The sequence below is a fragment of the Thiolinea disciformis DSM 14473 genome (assembly GCF_000371925.1).
Lineage (GTDB): Bacteria > Pseudomonadota > Gammaproteobacteria > Thiotrichales > Thiotrichaceae > Thiolinea > Thiolinea disciformis.
On the sequence record NZ_AQVE01000004.1, the window covers coordinates 101824 to 116995 of the forward strand.

At 44.1% G+C, this 15172-nt stretch carries 13 protein-coding genes; 4 read left to right on the forward strand and 9 right to left on the reverse strand.

Annotation, left to right across the window (positions count from 1 at the left end; genetic code table 11):
• Positions 1-9 precede the first annotated feature (9 nt).
• The 5 genes from prpC to A3IE_RS19880 form a co-directional block, all read right to left on the reverse strand.
• The gene (gene prpC, locus A3IE_RS0104530) at positions 10-1158 is read right to left on the reverse strand and encodes a bifunctional 2-methylcitrate synthase/citrate synthase (RefSeq protein WP_020394405.1); all 1149 of its coding nucleotides are present in this window, start codon (positions 1156-1158) and stop codon (positions 10-12) included.
• A 13-nt stretch (positions 1159-1171) separates the two neighbouring features.
• Complete coding sequence (prpB, locus tag A3IE_RS0104535) at positions 1172-2062, reverse strand: methylisocitrate lyase (protein ID WP_020394406.1); 891 nt, start codon at positions 2060-2062, stop codon at positions 1172-1174.
• On the reverse strand, positions 2062-2730 hold the full coding sequence (locus A3IE_RS0104540) for a GntR family transcriptional regulator (protein WP_020394407.1): 669 nt from the start codon (positions 2728-2730) through the stop codon (positions 2062-2064). The genes prpB and A3IE_RS0104540 overlap by 1 nt, the downstream gene beginning before the upstream one ends.
• A gap of 174 nt (positions 2731-2904) precedes the next feature.
• Positions 2905-4128, reverse strand: a complete 1224-nt coding sequence (locus A3IE_RS0104545; protein ID WP_020394408.1) for a DsbA family protein — start codon at positions 4126-4128, stop codon at positions 2905-2907.
• 117 nt (positions 4129-4245) lie between these two features.
• The gene (locus A3IE_RS19880) at positions 4246-4875 is read right to left on the reverse strand and encodes a YgaP family membrane protein (protein WP_020394409.1); all 630 of its coding nucleotides are present in this window, start codon (positions 4873-4875) and stop codon (positions 4246-4248) included.
• Positions 4876-5189: 314 nt separating this feature from the next.
• Between A3IE_RS19880 and leuE the strand changes: the two genes are divergently transcribed.
• From leuE to A3IE_RS0104570, 4 genes are all read left to right on the forward strand, one after another.
• Complete coding sequence (gene leuE / locus A3IE_RS0104555; RefSeq protein ID WP_020394410.1) at positions 5190-5864, forward strand: leucine efflux protein LeuE; 675 nt, start codon at positions 5190-5192, stop codon at positions 5862-5864.
• Positions 5865-5883: 19 nt separating this feature from the next.
• Complete coding sequence (locus tag A3IE_RS0104560; protein WP_020394411.1) at positions 5884-7143, forward strand: MFS transporter; 1260 nt, start codon at positions 5884-5886, stop codon at positions 7141-7143.
• A 286-nt stretch (positions 7144-7429) separates the two neighbouring features.
• Positions 7430-10144, forward strand: a complete 2715-nt coding sequence (locus A3IE_RS0104565; RefSeq protein WP_020394412.1) for a DUF2339 domain-containing protein — start codon at positions 7430-7432, stop codon at positions 10142-10144.
• On the forward strand, positions 10137-11510 hold the full coding sequence (locus A3IE_RS0104570; RefSeq protein ID WP_020394413.1) for a DUF3999 family protein: 1374 nt from the start codon (positions 10137-10139) through the stop codon (positions 11508-11510). The genes A3IE_RS0104565 and A3IE_RS0104570 overlap by 8 nt, the downstream gene beginning before the upstream one ends.
• Positions 11511-11533: 23 nt before the next feature.
• On the opposite strand, the gene A3IE_RS0104575 is transcribed toward A3IE_RS0104570, so the two are convergent.
• The 4 genes from A3IE_RS0104575 to A3IE_RS0104590 are packed head-to-tail and all read right to left on the reverse strand — an operon-like array spanning position 11534 to position 15108.
• On the reverse strand, positions 11534-12334 hold the full coding sequence (locus tag A3IE_RS0104575) for a ChbG/HpnK family deacetylase (RefSeq protein WP_020394414.1): 801 nt from the start codon (positions 12332-12334) through the stop codon (positions 11534-11536).
• The gene (locus tag A3IE_RS0104580) at positions 12331-12723 is read right to left on the reverse strand and encodes a GtrA family protein (RefSeq protein WP_020394415.1); all 393 of its coding nucleotides are present in this window, start codon (positions 12721-12723) and stop codon (positions 12331-12333) included. The genes A3IE_RS0104575 and A3IE_RS0104580 overlap by 4 nt, the downstream gene beginning before the upstream one ends.
• Entirely contained in the window at positions 12710-13696 is a 987-nt protein-coding gene (locus A3IE_RS0104585) for a glycosyltransferase family 2 protein (protein ID WP_020394416.1), read from the reverse strand. Before A3IE_RS0104585 ends, A3IE_RS0104580 begins: the two co-directional genes overlap by 14 nt.
• A 14-nt stretch (positions 13697-13710) precedes the next feature.
• Positions 13711-15108 (reverse strand): glycosyltransferase family 39 protein, encoded by a 1398-nt coding sequence (locus A3IE_RS0104590; RefSeq protein WP_020394417.1) that lies wholly within the window; start codon positions 15106-15108, stop codon positions 13711-13713.
• Positions 15109-15172 lie beyond the last annotated feature (64 nt).

The following is a 15172-nucleotide window of genomic DNA, read 5'->3' on the forward strand; positions in this document are numbered from 1 at the left end:
GTGTCGTTCCTACTTACGCTCAGCTAAGGGGACAAATTTCAGATTTTCGGGGCCAGTGTAATTAGCACTGGGGCGAATAATCTTGCCGTCTTCCCGCTGCTCAATCACATGCGCACCCCAACCACTCACCCGCGAAATTACAAATAAGGGGGTAAACATATCGGTGGGAACGCCCATTTGGTTGTAAGACACCGCAGAGAACCAATCGAGGTTAGGGAACATATTTTTGACTTCTTTCATGACACTTTCTAAACGATTGGCCACGTTATACATGGTCATATCACCGTTTTCTTCAGAAAGCTCTTTGGCCACTCGCTTGATGACTTCATTACGTGGGTCAGCGATGGTATAAACCGGATGACCGAAACCAATGATCACTTCTTTATTTTCAACGCGCTTACGGATATCCGCTTCGGCTTGGTCTGGCGTGAAATAACGGCTTTGAATACGGAAGGCGACTTCGTTTGCGCCACCGTGTTTAGAACCGCGTAAGGCACCAATCGCTCCCGTAATGCAGGAATACACATCAGAGTTAGTACCAGCAATCACCCGTGCGGTAAAGGTTGAGGCATTGAACTCATGCTCGGCATAGAGAATCAAGGAGGTGTGCATCGCACGCACCCAAGATTCTTTAGGTTTTTTGCCATGTAATAAATGTAAGAAATGCCCGCCAATGGAGTCTTCATCGCTTTCAACATCAATACGCTTACCATTGACCGCAAAATGATACCAATACAGCAGCATGGAGCCGAAGCTTGCCATTAAGCGATCCAACATTAGGCGGGTTTCAGCGACGGGATGGCCTGCATGTTCAGGTAAGCAAGTGCCTAAGACCGAGCAACCTGTACGCATGACATCCATCGGATGCGCAGAGGGTGGTAAGGCTTCCATCGCTTGTTTTACTGCTAGTGGCAAACCACGGAAAGATTTTAACTTAGCTTTATAAGCTTTTAATTGCGCAGCATTTGGCAGTACACCATGAATTAATAGGTGCGCAATTTCTTCAAACTCAGCTTTTTCAGCGAAATCAAGAATGTCATAACCACGATAATGCAGGTCATTACCTGTGCGTCCTACCGTACAAATTGCGGTGTTACCTGCTGCAATGCCGGATAAGGCAACCGATTTTTTAGTTTTTGGTAATACTTGTTCTAACATCTAAACCTACTCCTTATTCTGCGCCTTGCTTAGCAAATAATGCGTCTAACTTTTGCTCGTATGCGTGATAACCGATGGTGTCATATAACTCCATGCGGGTTTGCATGGTGTCGATCACATTCTTTTGCGTACCCTCTTGCAATAGATGGGTGTACACATTTTCGGCTGCTTTACACATGGCACGGAAAGCAGATAATGGATAAAGCACCAGCTTAACACCGACACTGGCTAGCTCTGTAGTGGTATATAAAGGTGTTGCACCAAACTCAGTAATATTAGCCAGTACTGGAACATGTACAGCCTTAGTGAATTCAGCGTATTGCTCTAATTTATTCATAGCTTCTGGGAAAATCATGTCCGCACCGGCTTCCACACATGCCATCGCACGATCAATCGCCGATTGCATGCCTTCTACCGCTAGCGCATCGGTACGCGCCATAATGACAAAGCTTTGATCAGTACGCGCATCTACCGCCGCTTTCACACGGTCTACCATTTCTTCAAGGCTGACAATGGCTTTATTCGGGCGGTGACCACAACGCTTTTGCATCACTTGGTCTTCAATGTGGAAACCCGCTGCACCGGCTTGTGCTACCTCACGCGTAGCACGGGCAATATTGAATGCACCACCCCAACCGGTATCGATATCCACTAATAAAGGTGCAGAAGTGACCGCAGTGATGCGTTTAATATCTTCAACCACATCATGTAAGGTGGTAATCCCTAAATCAGGAATACCTAAGGAAGAGGCTGCCACCCCGCCACCGGATAGATACAAGGCTTTGTGCCCAACTTTTTCAGCAATAATGGCACTATTGGCAGTAACTGCACCCACAACTTGGAGTGGATGATTTTCTTCTACAGCGCGGCGAAATTTTTGGCCGGGGGTGAGCTTATCGGTCATTAACTGGTCTCCATCATTTGGCTAATACTTTTCCATGCGCCACTGATATGCCGACGCATAAGCATCTCGGCTAAATCGGCATCCCGATTTGCAATGGCATCTAAAATTTGATGATGTTGTTGTAAGGCTAAGCGTGTTCGATTCGCTAAATTGCTGGTGCGATAGCGACACATGCGCAATAGCTGATACAACTCACCGGCTAGCAGATCAATGAGCATTTGGTTACGGCTTCCCAGAGCAATTTGAAAGTGAAAATCTAAATCACCTTCACTTTGGTAATACGCCTGACCAGCCGATGCATCAATCTGCATTTCATGTTCATTTAATAGGGTGCGTAGTTTTTTAATTTCATCGTCTGTCATGTGCTGGGCTGCCATGCGACAAGCAAAACCTTCTAGTGCTTCCCTTACCTGATAAAGATTGCGCATGGTGTCATCATTTAAAGTGACTACTCGTGCGCCGGCATGGGGTACACGCGTGACTAAACCCAAACCTTCCAATTGGCGAATTGCTTCGCGCAAAGGGCCACGACTAATGCCGAATCGTGTTGCTAGATCCGCCTCGCTAAGTTTTTGTCCTTGAACCAATTCGCCGGTAATAATGGCTTGGGTCAAGCGTGCTGAGGCTTTATCTGATAATGTTTTTTCTTCGTCTAACTGTGCTGTCATGAGTTGATTGCTCCAAATTGTTGACAATCAATCCAAGGATAATAGCATTTTTCCAGATAAAGTGAAGGTGTATTGCTATTTTGTTAACAATAATCATTAAAAATGATGTTTTCTGATAGCGACAGTTTTGAGAGAGTTGATCACTAACCAACTCTCATCGCAAGCGCGGGAATATTAAGGCGTGGTCGTTGCTGGCGTAGTCGTGGAACTTGAGCTCGTCGCTGGCGCTGTGGAAGGGCTAGTGTTTGTCGTTGTACTGGAGCTGCTTGAAGCTGGTAAATCATCAGGTTTACAGCCGCTGGCTGCACTCGCATCGCTACTGGTGCTTGAAGCCTTACAGGTGCTGAGCGTTGAACTAGAAGCGGTGCTACTAGAGTTTGTGCTGCTGGGGCTTGTAGCAGAGGCTGCTGCCGGTGTTAATGCAGCATCGATAGCCGCTTCAGCTTCTTTCACCATATCCACTTGGAAACTTAAGGGTTTACCATTAATAAAGAAGCTAGGGGTTCCAGTGACTCCCAATTGACGCGCTTCTTCTTCTGAGGCCGTGACTACCGCTGCTGTCTTGGCGTCCTCAAAGCAACTCTTGAATTTAGCTTCATCTAATTTTAGCTCTTTCGCGAGTGCTAGCGGCGAGTCCATTTTTAAATCTTTTTGTTTGGCAAAAGCTAAGTCGTGATATTCCCAGAATTTATCTTGCTGACTGGCACACACAGCACCTTCAGCGACCTTACGCGAAATACCGGAACTATTAATGGGCATATAACGATAAACTAAACGGACTTTATCCGCTTTATTCGTAATTGCTTTGGGCATTTCTTCTGCCGCTAATTTGCAGTGTGGGCATTGAAAATCAGAAAATTCGACGATGGTCACAGGGGCATCCGCTTTGCCTTTGCTAGGGTAGCCTTCAGTATTGATCTTAAATACAGGCGCCTGCGCTAAAGGTAAATTCAGTTTATAATTTTTTTCAGTTTTTATCCGTTGTAATAATTCTTCAGCCTTTTTTTGCTGTTGTTCCATCCACACAATGCCTTCTAACTCGGCTTTCGCTTGTTTAAAGGGTTGTTGGATACGCTCCCAATTAGCATCATAATAAGCTTTTAAGGCTTTTTCATCGGGGCGTGGCACGGTCAATAATTCTTCGGCCATCGCTTCCGGCGTTTTGCTTTTCGCTTTGGCTTCTTGGCGAATCCAATTATCGAGCAGATATTGTTCAATGATTTTCTGGCGCTGCTCATTCACTTGTTTATCTAAATCATACAACTGAATGCGCAAAGCAGCGGGCATATCGTCCGCCTTATATTCTTTACCATCATAGTGGTAGCTCAATTCACTCGCAGCTTGGCAAGAGAAGGAAACCGCTAACCCAAGAGCGGCTGCAATCAAGGAGAAACGCATGGATGACCTCAAATTTTCATATTTTGTTTAACAATGGCTGGAGTTTAGCTTATCTGAGATATGCTAACGGGGTCGATGGACCCCGTTAGATGAATCTTTTAACGACCGAATGAAGGATTAAACATTACGTTTCACATCATCAGCCACGTTTTTTACCTCTTGAGCGGCATCACTAGCAACATTTTTAGCGGCCTGACTCGCGTCATGCGCGGCATGAGAGGCCGAATCCGCTACATGTTGGGCAGTATCTTTTACGCTATCGACTGCCTGATTCGCTAGGTTTTTAGCGTCTTGAGCCAAGTCCTTGGTTTTATCGACAGCAGCACCAGCGACCTCAGTGATTTTTTCATTGGCTTGATGGGCTAAATCTTTGGTTTTATCCATTAAATGTTCAGCACTTTGCTTCACATTATCCGGAAACTGGCCTTGTTTAATATCCTCTACTGCTTCTTGAGCTTCGTGTTTGGCTTTATCGTAAGTACTGCTAGCCTCTTGCTTGACTTGTTCAAACGTTTGGCTTGCGCGCTCTAAAGGATCAGCACTAGAGGCATTACGCTCTGCTTCAGAGGCGGTATTCATCCCAATCACTTGATACAGCGGGCAATAATTCAAAAAGCCGGTTGCCAATAAAATAATCCCGAATAATAAGAAAATCTTAGGCCCTAGCAAGCCTGCAATAACCAACACCGCACCGGCGCCAATGCGAATCATTTTGTCTTTGTCACCGACATTGCGTGCAAAATTCATGAGTTATTCCTCCACAAGTATATAAAAGTTATGATTTAGGATTCCCGTTTTACCAGGAGTGAAGTCCCGTTAATGTAGCAGATTATATGCCTATTCTGTTATTTCCACACCTCCAGACATCTGCCTTAGTCGCGTATTTAATCAAACGGTAAGCTTGGATCAAGCTTGGAAGCCAAATACCCTAAGTATTACCTTAATCTTATTAAGTGTATCCGGTGTTAAAAAACTGTTTTAAGCGCTTTGACTGAGATTGACTCAATGAGTCGAATACCAGATAGTATTTTCAAAAACTAATACCTAGCAAAGAGTCAGCGATGGAAAATTTTGGCATTATTAATTATCTCACTTACGTGTTGGGCTGCATTATGATTGTTCTGCTGCCCGGCCCGAACTCCCTCTATGTCTTGACTTTATCGATGCAGCGCGGTCACAAAGCAGGTTGGCAAGCAGCCTTGGGTATTTTTTTAGGCGACTCGATTTTGATGTTTTGTAGCGCAGCAGGGGCGGTGACTTTGCTCAAAACTTATCCTTTATTGTTTGATATGATCAAATATGCGGGTGCGCTTTATTTATCTTATATTGGCATCCGTTTAATCATGGCAGCCATTAAAGCATGGCCGAAGGCTAAAGATCCCTTGGATGCGTTAGAAAAAGCGCAAGCCAGTGTACAGTTGAATAAAACTGACTCGCCTTTTATAAAAGCACTAGTGATTAGCTTGTTGAATCCTAAAGCTATTTTATTCTTTTTGTCGTTTTTTGTACAATTTGTCGACCCAAACTATCCAAATCCTGTTATTTCCTTCTTAATATTAGGTCTGACAGCTCAGGTTTTTAGCGCGATCTATTTAGCGACACTGATTTATGGTGGTAACTATTTAGCAGAGTCGTTTCGTAAACGCCAAAGACTTAGCGCGGCTTCATCAGGGGCAACTGGCTTGGTATTTTTAACCTTTGCTGCCAAATTGGCGACAGCTTCGGCGCTTAACTAAACATTTAACGAGAAGGTTCATGACAACAACAACTTATACTTTACGTGAACGCTTGGCTTGGGCTTTTTACGATTGGGCAAACTCCGTTTTTACGACTGCTATCTTAGTAGCCTTTTTTCCCATTTTTTTTCGCAAATACTGGGCAGAAGGTCTTCCTTCTGAACAGATAACCCTACACCTCGGCACTGCCAATGCCATAGCGAGTTTTACAGTGATGGTATTAGCGCCGTTTTTAGGCGCTATTGCCGATCAAGGAGGTTTAAAGAAGCGCTTGCTAGGGTCTTTCGCGGCTTTAGGCGTGACCATGACCCTGCTCTTAACCTTTGTCGCGCAAAGTCAATGGCAATGGGCTATGGCAGGCTTTATTTTTGCGGTGATTGGTTTTTTGGGCGCTAATATTTTCTATGACTCGTTATTAGTGGATGTTTCAGCAGAGCAAGATTTTAATCGAGTCTCAGCATTAGGCTATGGCCTTGGCTACTTAGGTGGCGGTATCGCCTTTACCGTGTGCGTACTAATGACTTTACACCCTGAGTGGTTTGGCATCATTGATAAAACGGCTGCGGTACGCTGGGCTTTTGTATTCACAGCCTTATGGTGGGCACTGTTTTCAATTCCTTTATTTTTATGGGTACGCGAACGTGTACCAGCCAACTATCAGAAACAAGCTTTACCTATATTGCTGAAAAATGCTGCTAAAGACTTCATTGCTACTTTTCGTCAAATTCGTCAATTACGCCCCGTAGCCTTATTCCTATTAGCTTATTGGTTTTATATTGATGGCGTCGACACGATCATTGTCATGTCTATTGACTATGGACAAGCCCTGAATTTTCCCGAAGATAGCTTGATTAAAGCCTTGCTAATGACCCAATTCATTGCTTTTCCCGCTGCTTTAGTATTTGGTTGGTTGGGTAATAAATTAGGTGCAAAACGTGGCATTCTGATTGCGATTGTGGGTTATATGCTGATTACGATTGGTGGGTCACAAATGCAAACGGTAACAGGGTTTTATGCCTTAGCCTTATGTGTGGGCTTATTCCAAGGCGGTATTCAAGCACTTAGTCGCTCTTTATATGCGAGTTTGATTCCTGTTGAGCAAGCGGCTAAATTTTTTGGCTTTTATAATATGCTGGGGAAGTTTGCCTCAGTACTAGGACCTATCTTAGTAGGTTGGGGCGCATTCCTCACCGGCTCACCGCGTATGGGCTTATTAGCGGTGCTGATTCTATTTATCTTAGGTGGGATATTGCTGTGGCGCGTACCGACTAAAGTTTAAAGCAGCATCGTTTTTGTTCGAGCTCATAAAGCACCGGCAATATGAGTCAGCACTGTGAAAATGTGGATAGCCTCAGTGCTTCTCTGGGTAAGGTTAGTGCTTATGGCGTTGAGCTCAGAGCCTTCATATTTCTGTTCACCAAGCTGAAGTGACTTTGTTTCCAACCAGAAAGTAGCATTATATGCGACTACTCAGCACGCCCATCGCCACTTATACGGCGAATGCGGTTTCGCTTGAGGCTTGAGACTACACTTAGATTTATTTCACCTCTATCGAGTGTAGGCTTATGCAACTTTTATTCTATCTATTCGCAGGTTTAGTGTGTGGATTGATAACGCTGGGGGTGTTTGATTCTGCTTCCATGAGCGTTTTGGTTGGGATATTAGGAGGCTGGGTATTTTTCTTGAGCCAACGCCTAAAAAGTGTAGAAGTCCAATTAAACCAGCTAAAACAGTATCAGCCGATTCTAGCACCGCCCCATACCACCTCAAGTGCCTTGCCAGCCAGTGCAATAACATCCTTAGAGGCTCAAGCGGCTATGGCAATGCCAGCATCCGAGCCGTTACTGTCTGAGCCATTTGACAGTCCAGCTATTAATCAGCCGCCAAACCTCAAGCCTGAAGTACCAAAACAAGCGAATTTCTTAGATAAAGGTCTCCAAGCTGCTAAAAATTGGTTGTTTGGCGGTAATATCTTTGTGCGTTTGGGCATTATGTTGCTATTTTTCGGCGTGGTATTTTTGCTGCGCTATTCCTTAGAGCGCAACTTGATTCCGATTGAATTACGCTTAGCCGGTTCGGCGGCAGGCGCATTGGCACTGCTGGCGCTTGGCTGGCGCTTACGCAAGCGGGAAGGGGCTTACGGTTTAATCCTCCAAGCGGGTGGCATCGGCATTCTTTATCTCACCGTGTTTGGTGCATTCAGTCTCTATCATGTTATTCCAGCTTTGCCTGCGTTTCTTTTCATGGTCGTGATTGTTGTTCTGGCAGCAGCTCTAGCGTTATTACAAAACAGCTTCCCCTTGGCGGCCTTTGCTACTGTCGGTGGTTTTCTTGCACCGCTACTAACATCCAGCGGTAGCAATAATTACATTGGCTTATTTAGTTTTTATGCTTTGTTGAATCTGGGCATTGTGGCAATAGCGTGGTTCAAATCATGGCGTTTGCTGAATTTGATTGGCTTTGTATTCACCTTTGTGATTGCGACGGTGTGGGGATGGTTTAGTTATCAGGCCGATAATTTTGCGACGGTTGAACCTTTCTTAATTTTATTCTTCTTGCTGTATGTAGCGATAGCGATTTTGTTTGCAATTCGCACCCCAATTAACTTTAAAGATAAAGTGGATAGCACTTTAGTGTTTGGTGTGCCCTTAATCGGTTTTGGGATGCAGATTGCTCTAGTGCGCGATTTTGAATATGGCATTGCACTCAGCTCCTTAGTGTTGGGAGCCTTCTATCTGCTACTCAGTGTGGGCTTGTGGAAACGTTTCGGTAAGACTCAGCAATTATTGACCGAATCCTTTTTATCCTTGGGTGTAATTTTTACTACCTTAGCGATTCCGTTTGCCGTCGATGGCGCATTAACCTCCGCTGCTTGGGCTTTGGAAGGCGCGGGTATTTTATGGATTAGTATTCGTCAACAACAATACTTGCGCCGTCTGTTCGGTATTTTCTTGCAATATGCCGCACTGCTTTATTGGTTGGTGGATGTTGGCAATAATCTTATGTTCAGTGCGTCTCAGGTGACAGCTTTCTTCAATGGGCCTTTCATTGCGTTAGTTTTAATTAGTAGCGCTATGTTGCTTTCCAGCTACCTGCTTTCACAAAAATTTCCTAGCAAAAGACGCCTAGAGCGACCATTACCTTTGGTGTTATTACTGACGGCTGGCATTGCGCAATGGTTGAGCTTTGAATTAGAGAGTGTTCTGTATCTGGAGTCAGTCAACTGGATACTGTTGGCGCATGTGGTTTATCTTGGGATATGGGCCAGTATCATGCTGTGGCTAGCAGGTTTTAGCTTATGGACGCAGCGCCGCTTCTTAGTATTAGTCCCCATGGCTAGCCTGATAACTACCACGCTGTATACCAGTGCAAGTCAGTGGCTGATGGAGATGAATAAGTCAGATGATCTTTATCGTTGGCTCAGTCTTGTGATGGCATTTGGGATGACTTATACCTTGCTTTATCGCTATGAGCTTAAACACTTATGGGCGCATTGGCTAAGGGTGTTGCAGCCGATAGTCGCTTGGCTACTCGTCTTTGCAGTCCACAATGAAATCGTCGGCGTGGTGGTTAGGTATTTTTCGATCAACACCGGCTGGTTATGGGGAAGTTTTGCGGTTGCAGGCCTAGCCTATTTAGCCCTAAGCTTATTACCCACGAAACGCTTCTGGCCTTTTACCACACATCACGACAGCTTGTTGTATAGCGTGAGTTTGCCATTGGCCGGTTTACTAGGACTATGGTTAATTCAGGCAGGTTTGTCTGAAGGCTTAAGTACACCGCTACCATGGTTACCCGTGCTGAATCCTTTGGATATGTTAGCCATGCTGTTGGGTTTGCTCTTAGTCAAACTCTATTACCAACTCAAACGAATGAATGCCACACCTTGGTTTTCGATAGTGCGTTACAGTGGTGTGGCATTAGGTTTCTACTGGCTCAATAGCTTTACCCTACACCTCCTGCATTATTGGGGTGGTTTTGCATGGGATATTGAGTTGATCACCTTACCCACTACGCAAACGACACTCGCGATTGTGTGGGCTTTATCAGGACTTGCACTGGCGTGGCGTGGTCATCAAAAGCTTAATCGCCCCTTATGGACAGCCGGTGTGGTGCTACTGGGCGTAGTGGTACTGAAGTTATTCTTAGTGGATTTTGCTTCATCCGGCACGTTGGCGCGGGTGATTTCCTTTATCAGCGTTGGTGTATTGCTGTTATTCATTGGTTATCTCGCACCCTTGCCACCCGCCAAAGCTCAACAGGTAGAAACGCATGTTTAATCTAAAGAAAAAAATCACTTACACATCGGCTTTAGCATTTGCTTTGAGCTTGCTAGTTAATCCGGTGGTGGCTAAGCCTTTGGACGGTTTTCAATTTGAAGCGCCGCTAACTGAAGGTAAAGCCTCTTTGCGTCGTGCCGCATTACCAGCCGATGTGTTATTCAAATTAGAACAGCGCGATTTTAAAGATTTGGTGGTGCTAAATGCGGCTGATCAAATCGTGCCTTCTAGTGTGCAGCCTATTTATAACATGCAGGAGGGGCGCGTTAGTGAGTCGCGTAGTCTGAGTTTTTTCCGCAATGATGACCCACAACGCTTAGGTACTTTATTGACTTTGTCACAGGGGGCAACAAAACCGGATTTGACGCAATTAACGCAGCCCGGTAAGCATTATCTGATTGTGCATGATCCAAATTTTAGCCAAACCAGCTTGCCTTTAAATAAGCTGCGCTTAGAGTGGAATAATTTGGAGCAATGGCTGCCGAAAAATGTGTTGCTGGAGGCCAGTGAGGATTTAATTAATTGGCGGCCAGTAGCGGTGACGGCTTTACCCTACCTCTTAAAAGAGCAGGAGAAGGTATTAGAAAATCATGAGTTAATCTTGCAAGAGCCTGTCCATGCGCCATTTATTCGCTTGTCGGGCGATGCCGATTTAGCTCTTTTATCCAATGCTTTAGGCGAGGTCTACGGGGATTTTGGTACAGCTAGTCCCACTCAAGATCTACACTGGGGCAAAGTAGCCTTACAAGTCAGTCCAGAGCAACCCAATCGTTTTCAGGTGTCATTACCCCAAGGCTTGACTATTAGCCAATGGCGTATGGCAAATTTGCCACTTGGCAGCATGTATAGTGGCGAATGGGAGAGCTTGGCGAAGCCTGATGCTCGTTTTGGCCATCAAGAGTTTCCTATTTACCAAACTGAGTTTCACCAATATAGACTGAAAACTGAAGCGGGTGAGTTGCAATCAAAACCCATCAACGTGGACAATGATTGGGCTAGTCAATGGCGTTTTAACTTTGCTCAGGGTAGTGCGCTGCCAACGGCTGATACCGCATTGGAGTTGGGTTGGGAAGCCTTAGAAATTCGCTATATTGCTCAGGGTCAAGGGCCTTTTCGCTTAGCGTTTGGTAATCCTATGCCGAATGCTACGCTCAATCCCAGTTTGGATGCGCCACTGTTAAAGCAGATCAATCCTGAAACGGTTTCGATTGGTCAAGCAATACGTGTTGCGGATCCCCCCCTAGTCAACGATTATAGCCATCTATGGACGCTAGCACTGTGGGCTTTATTAGGCTTTGCGGTGTTGATATTACTGTGGATGGCGCGGAATCTGTGGACTGATATGCAAAAACAAAACTCCGTGTGAATATAAGCGAATCGATGCAGGTTTCACACTTGCATCGGTTTTAGTGTGAGGCCATGTTGGCTAAGTAAGTTTTGAAAAGCGTCACTCACCAAAAATTCATATTCTTTGACACGCTGTGCGCCAATACCATCGTCTACATCAACTACGGTACTCGGGTGACACATGATTAAGCTATTTTCTTGTGCTTGCTCCAACCATTGACTCATGTGCGTTTGATAATCGCCTGAAAAATTATAAACCCCTAAAAATCCCTCATTGGTCTTAATTGCCTGTTTGATTAATTGTTGTTTTAGCGTTCTGCCACCTAATAAGGTCAGTACATGCGTCTTAGGATTAGCCGTAAGCTTGCTTGGCAGTGTGTTTCTGATCCAAAGCTCTGTATTCGCATAGCGCACCTCACTAATCTTTACTACTAGATCGCGAATTATGGGGAATTGGTGAATATGTTGATGCCCATCTATAAATCGAGGGGCTTGTTTTAATCCTTGCTCAAACCATTCGCATTGGCGTTGAAGTTCGGATTCTAACAATTGAATAGACCAATTTTTGGAATAACTATTTTTTAAAATTTGGCCTAAAGTATATTTATTGTTGAGCGTACGGAAATTTTCTGTCAGATTAAGGTGTATACCAACTTCAATAGTGGTATCGGAAGCTATATATTCTTGCAGTCGTGGCGCTGAATAATTTAACCATTGTGGCGCTTCCGTCATGCAACTGGTGCAGTTAATCGCTTGGCTACGAAATAAGTTTATTACAGCCTGATTGATACCTTGCGTTAGCCCATAATCATCAGCACAAATGCGAATAAATTTTTTACTCATGCTATTTTAAAAGCCCAATTTGCACTTAGCCAGTAAGTAGAAATAGCCGCTACAATAATCGCAAGACCTAGAATAAGTGGATACCAAGCAGGAAAAACCGTTAAGCCTAGCCATAAAATGGTTTCATTAATCAGAAAACCAATAATAGCAGTTAAGCCATAACGCCATAAGGTAGTGTGATGATTGTGATAGTTTGCTGCAAAAGTCCAATAACGTTGTCCTGCATAGCTCACTATAAACGCTACTAGAAACGCTATTACATTAGCGAGTAGCGGATTCATGAATGCTTGACTAATCAATAACACCGCGACAAAAAAATGCGTTGCTGCGGCCAGCCCACCTACACCGCCAAAACGTAAGATGCGTTTTATCGACTTAGGGGGCAACATGAAATTTGCCTTCTATTTTAGAAAGTTGTGGGCTAATTTGTTGTTCAGCAATCACATATAAAGGGCGTTGTTTTACTTCTTCATAAATCTGGCTAATATATTCACCAATAATCCCTAGCATTAATAATTGCACTCCAGAGAATAAAGCTAAGCCTGCTGCCAAGGTAGACCACCCCGGCACTGGATTGCCAAAAATCAAGGTGTCACTTGCAATATAGGCTGCATAAATTACTGAGCAAATAGAAATAATACTGCCAAGAAAACCGCTAAGCCTTAAGGGAATACTTGAGAAAGACGTAATACCAGTTGAGGCCAAACTTAATAAGGTACGCAAATTGAAACTAGAGGTACCAGCGGCACGCTCGGCTGGAACAAAGGGTATTGCAATGGTTTTATAACCCACCCAAGCATATAATCCTTTCATAAAACGCCGTCGTTCAGGAAGACGCTTGAGCGTTTCCACGACTGCTTTATCCATGAGGCGAAAATCACCGGCATTGGCAGGAATTTGAAAATGATTATGCCGATTAGCATTAATTAGTCTATAAAAGGAATTGGTACCATAACGCTTAATCCACGTCTCATGACGGCGATCCGCAATTACGCCATAAATCATATCATAGCCGCTTTTCCATAGGTCTAACATCTGAGCAATCAGTTCAACAGGGTGTTGAAAATCGCTATCGATTAGTAAAGTTACATCACTTTGAGCTTGATCAATACCCGCAGATAGCGCAGCTTCTTTTCCAAAATTGCGAGAAAAATTAAGGTAGTGAATCGGGTATTTATTCATAATGTTTTTAATGGTTTGATCGGTATGATCTGAGCTACCATCATTCACAATGATAAATAAAAAGTTCGGTATGGTATTTTTTAAACTAGCGTGTAGTGCTTCAATAAAGCTTTCTAAATTTTCCGCTTCATTATATGCTGGAATAACACAGCTTAGTGTAAATTGTTCAGGTCTTGACATTGTTCAAAGAAGCCCTAATTGCTTTGGATAATGCCCAAATAATAAGTTTGGTTTTGGATAGTCAGTGGCTCTTGCCATTGAGTAGTTAATTGATACTGATCCTGTAGTGCTTTAGCTAATGCTGTGGACTCACTAATGACAATAGCGCCTTGTTGCTTTAAAGTCCCCAAATTAATCCAAGGCGATTTGTTTAAGTCCCCATCAATAAAAACTAAAGGGCGTTGAGTGCTATGAAAGCTAGCATTACCCGCTAGCCAATGTGAACCAATAATAGCGTAGGGCGCTGTTTTGTTTTTCCAGACGCTTTGCCATGCTAGGCTTAATGCTTCACCTTTGAAGTTCATTCGACTAAATACTTTGCCGCTTAATTGGGCGCTTATTACTACACTAATAAACAATACATTGACGGCTAAAATAAGTCTAATAAAGCGTTTAAGTGTCGTTGGGCTTAAGTCGCTGGTGTGGTAATGGAGTAGATATAAGGGGATGAAGCTTAATAGCGGTGTTCCCCACATGCTACGTAGACGCATTCCTGTCATGAGGCCAATGAATAAGCTCAGCATCAGGGGCAGCCAAGCTAAGGCAAAAAGCGGGGTCAAGCTTAAGGGGGATCTTTTAAAGGGGAACAGCATTAGCCCTATGCCAACGAATACTAAGGCACCAGCTTGAACGAGGCTAAAATTGAGCGGGGATAATAAATGATTAGCAATAAAGCTAGATTCTGAGCTAGCACCGCGTCCTAGCGCATAGCGAAACGGTAAAAAATCATGCTGTATTAGCCACATCAAGTGTGGTACTAGCAAGAGTATACAAACTGTAAGCGCTATATAAGGTTTTGCTGTGGTGAGATGCTTCCTAGCAGTTTGATTTAGAAAGAAAAATAATACGAGAGTTAGGCCTAGTAAGACGCTGAAATATTTTGTGTAAGCCGCCAGTGCCAATAAGATTCCTAGCCCTAGCCAATCGCGCCAGCGATTCGTTTGTAATGAGCGTATAAAAAAGTAGCCAACCCAAGCCCAAGTAGCTAGTTGTAAGGTATTAGGGTTAAATTCAAGGCTGGTGACATTGAAATAGTAAATCATGCTGAGGGCTAGCGTGGCTAAGCAGGCACGTGTCGGATCAGTCAATAGGCGTGCACTGTAATAGACACCTAGCATCGCAGTCAGGATGGTTAATTGGGCTAATAAGAAATACCCGAAAGGGTGGGTATGAAAAACATGATAAGTTGCTTCCAATAACCAAGCTTGCAAAGGGGGGTGTTTGTAATAGCCCCATTGCAGAGTTTGCCCCCACATAAAACCCTCATTGACATCCAGCGGTGGATTAGGAAATAGCCATGTCGGTAATAAAGTCCAAATCAGTGTATGTAGAATAATAAAGAGCCAAATGGATTGCGGGCGTGATAGAGGCATGAATAATCGTTTTAAGCGAGTTAACAAAGCATGCAGTATCGCATAACTCGTTCTAGCAGGTAGC